A 3,546-nucleotide genomic window follows, 5' to 3' on the forward strand; every position below is an offset into this window, starting at 1 on the left:
CGACCCTGAGTTACAGCCCGGACACGTTTTTGCGTTGGTATCGAAGGTTGGTTCATCAAAAATATAGGCCCGAAACGCGTGGCCGGCAAGGACGGCCGGTCACTTCGCCTGAGACGGTCGCTTTGGTGCAGCGTTTGGCCGAACAAAATCCAAGTTGGGGTTACCGACGGATTGTCGGGGCGCTGAAGCATCTCGGGGTAACGCTTTCAAAAAAACACCGTGGCTCGGATTCTGGAAGACGCGGGTTTGAGTCCGGCCCCGAAACGCTCGCGCTCATGGCGTTGTTTCTTGGAGCAGCAGTGGTCGAGCATGGTCGCCGCCGATTTCGTCACGGTGGAACTGACCCGTGGTTGGGGGATTCAGCGGGTGCATGTCTTGGTTATGATGCAGTTGGCGACGCGAAGGATCCACATCGCCGGCATTGTGAACGAGCCGACGCAGGCATGGCCGGTGCAGGTCGCACGCAACGAAACGGACGAGGAACACGGTTTCCTGAAAGAGGGCTCGTTTTTGATTCATGATCGAGCGGCGGTTTTCGGCGAAAAGTTTAAGGCCACCTTGGCGGCAACTGGTGTGACCACGGTCAAATTGCCGGCCCGTTCGCCGAACTTGAACGCACACGTGGAGCGTGTGATTCGGAGCATTCGTGAAGAATGTTTGGACCGATTCGTGATTTTTTCGAAAGGGCAACTTGAATACCTTTTGCGTGAATATGTGGCGCACTACCATGAGGAGCGCCCCCACCAAGGGCTGGGAAACCGGTTGATCTCCGGCATGCAGGGGAAGTCAGAGGGAAGGATCCGGCGACGAACCCGTTTGGGCGGCTTGCTCAGTTTTTATGATCGCGTTTCAGGTTAAGAGTACGGTGGATTCGGAGCGAAATCCAAGGCCAAAGTGCGCCCAAATGAAGCCTTTACATCAAAAAAATACCTCTCTCGGGCAAAGTTTTTTGCGAATTTCCAGAAAACAGAAGGTCGGTTCCTGTTGCGCGACGTGGAATTCAGGGTGATTGGGCGGCCTGTTTATTTTTGGGACACTACGGGATCAATTATGGCGATTACTTCTCCTAAAGCTTTTCGCTCATGTGACACTAAAGAAATGCGAGCTGTTTCTGTTTTTAGCTCGATAAGTATCTTGTCTCTACCAGGTCGAAATGCCTTAGTTAGTGGGGGCATGATGAATGTTTTTCGTTTTTTTTTGGATAAAGAATTCACCCAGCTAACACTGATCTTTTCGGGGTATCCGTTAAGCATGTCTATCCAAGTAGAGGATCTGTCCTTAGCTAGATGAGATCTTTTTAATACATTCTCCGTATTCGAAAATGAAACGAAGATGGTGTTGGACTCACGGTCTTGAGTAGTAATAGTGACGGGGATAATTCCTTCGGTTGAAGAACATGAAGCAAGCAAAAAAACAAAAGCTACCGCAGTTCTGCTTAGAAATAGAAGCATAGGGGATCTGTTCATCATTGTATCCATGGATGTATGTTCTTCGGCCAAAGGTTGCGTGGAGGCATAAATGAGTCGGTGTAATATATGTCTCGGGGGCGTTGGATGGTGTGGTCAAATAAAAACTCTCTCCCCCAGTCATAAAGCTTGTCATTAAACCATTTAGAGTCGTGGATGTGTCGTTCCTTGCTGTTTCCATCGATCATTTCATCATAAGCGCCCCAGTCGATGGGGGTCTTATGCCGTGGGAAAGGGCGCCAAGAAATCCCTGCCCTTTGACCTTCTTGGTACATCCAGAAAAGGGTGTCTCTTGAAAGCAAATCATCGTCTTCGTAGCTTCCTCCAATGTCGGAGTGGGCACCTCTAAACCCTTTTTCTATTTTCTGAGGGATGCCATTGTAAGTTAGTGACCCCTCTCTACTTTGAAAGAAGTCCGTATCAGGTGCTGGGAAAATACTTTCCAAAGGAAATCCCCATCTGTATTCATCCAGAGCAACTGCATGTCGCGTGAAGTTGACGTTTGGTGGTATGCTTTGTTTGAAGTCTGTAATATAATTTATATTCCTTATGGGTGTAGGGTTTGTTGCATCAACGGTATCATAAAGCCCTAGGAACCTGATTTCAGGTGACTCGACTACTGTTTCAAGATTCCCATCTTTGTCGTATATAGGAATGCCGTTTTCATTAAGGAAATTTGCAAATCTTCGAGCAGATGACGCGCCCCTGCTAAAGCCAAATATATCTATAGAAAAGTCATAGGGTTCTCCATTTTTCATTTTTTTATACTCCTTGTTGTAAAGCTTAACTACCTCTTCATATGCTAGTTTTATTTTGATGCTTATTCCGGCTCCTAGAGAACCACCCATGTAGTTTTCGAATTTTTCTTCAATGCTATTCTGAAAGGAAAAAGGAACGGAGTATTCGTGTGGGCCAGTTCCAACGCCTCGAATATAAACGGCATCTCCCATATATAAATCGTTCAAATGAGCAATATTCGTATTCTCCATTGTAGTATCTCTTTCATTCCATGTGCCATCAAAAAATATACCAATAGACAACCCATCAGGGTCCCAAAACATCATCGGGTTGCCGGCAGCGTACGCAAACGGCTCGGTGAAGGTACTCGGGTCGTAGATGTCGGGGGCGCGGAAGTCGGGGTTTAGGAAGTGGCCTAGTTTGGGGCTGTAGTAGCGGTGGTGCATGTAAGTGAGGCCGGTGTTCGTGTCGCGTTGATGGCCGCTTAGGCCGAGAAAGGGATTGTCAAATACGCTGAAGGTCGGGCGTTCGTAGCCTTTGCCTAGGTCGTAATCGGAAGTGGTTTGGGTTTTTGTTTGGGGGTCGTTTCCGGGCATGAAGTCTTTGGCTTCGAGCTGGGTCCACCAATCTTCCCCGTGGGGGCTGTAGGGGGTGTAGAACACCTTGCCGTCGCTCAGGCGTTTGTACGCGAAGGGCGTGCCTAGGTGGTCGTTGAATAGATAATAGCTCTTTTCTCGGTCTTTGAGGTCTTCGATGAAGGCCGGGCCCATTGGTCCGTGGCCGACAGCGTGGGTCCAATCCACGCCTCCTTGGTGTTTGATGCCGATGGCGACGACTTTTGAGCCGTGGTATGCGAAGACCATGGATTCCTGTTGGTTTGCCGTGGTGGCGCGGATGCGGCGGCCTTGGCTGTCGTATTCGTAGGTGAACAGTTGGTTGCCCTGGCGTAGGGCGCGCAGCCGCCGTTCGCCGTCCCACGCTAAGGACTGTTGGTCGCCCTCGCCATCGGTGATTTGGTCTAAGTTACCGTTTTCCGGGATGTAGGCCATGGTTGTGGTTTGGCCGGTGTTGTCCGCGTGGGTTTGGCCCACCACTTGCGCGTTCCACTCGGTTTGGCTGTTGACGCGGGGGCCCTCCTGGTTGGTGGCGACGCGGCGGCGTAGTTGGATGTCCCCGGTTTCGCTTGGGTCGGCCAAGGGTTGGTCGCGCAGGACGAGGGTCAGGTTTTGCAGCAGTTGTTTGTCGCCGCTGCCGTAGCTTTCGTCGAAGCGGATGGTTTCGTAGGTGGGCTCGGGTGCCGGCGCTTCTTCTCCGCCCGTTGCGGGTGGTGGGCGTTCGCCGA

General features: G+C 50.8%; 2 protein-coding genes. One reads left to right on the forward strand and one right to left on the reverse strand.

Annotated elements, in window-relative coordinates; genetic code table 11:
* The first annotated feature begins 219 nt into the window (after positions 1-219).
* The gene (locus tag J3U88_RS33860; RefSeq protein ID WP_207863653.1) at positions 220-858 is read left to right on the forward strand and encodes an integrase core domain-containing protein; all 639 of its coding nucleotides are present in this window, start codon (positions 220-222) and stop codon (positions 856-858) included.
* Between the two features lie 607 nt (positions 859-1,465).
* Here J3U88_RS33860 and J3U88_RS33865 read toward each other — a convergent pair.
* Positions 1,466-3,546 (reverse strand): phospholipase effector Tle1 domain-containing protein (locus J3U88_RS33865; protein ID WP_207863654.1); only part of this gene is annotated, 2,081 nt, incomplete at its 5' end.

Source organism: Acanthopleuribacter pedis, from assembly GCF_017377855.1.
Lineage (GTDB): Bacteria > Acidobacteriota > Holophagae > Acanthopleuribacterales > Acanthopleuribacteraceae > Acanthopleuribacter > Acanthopleuribacter pedis.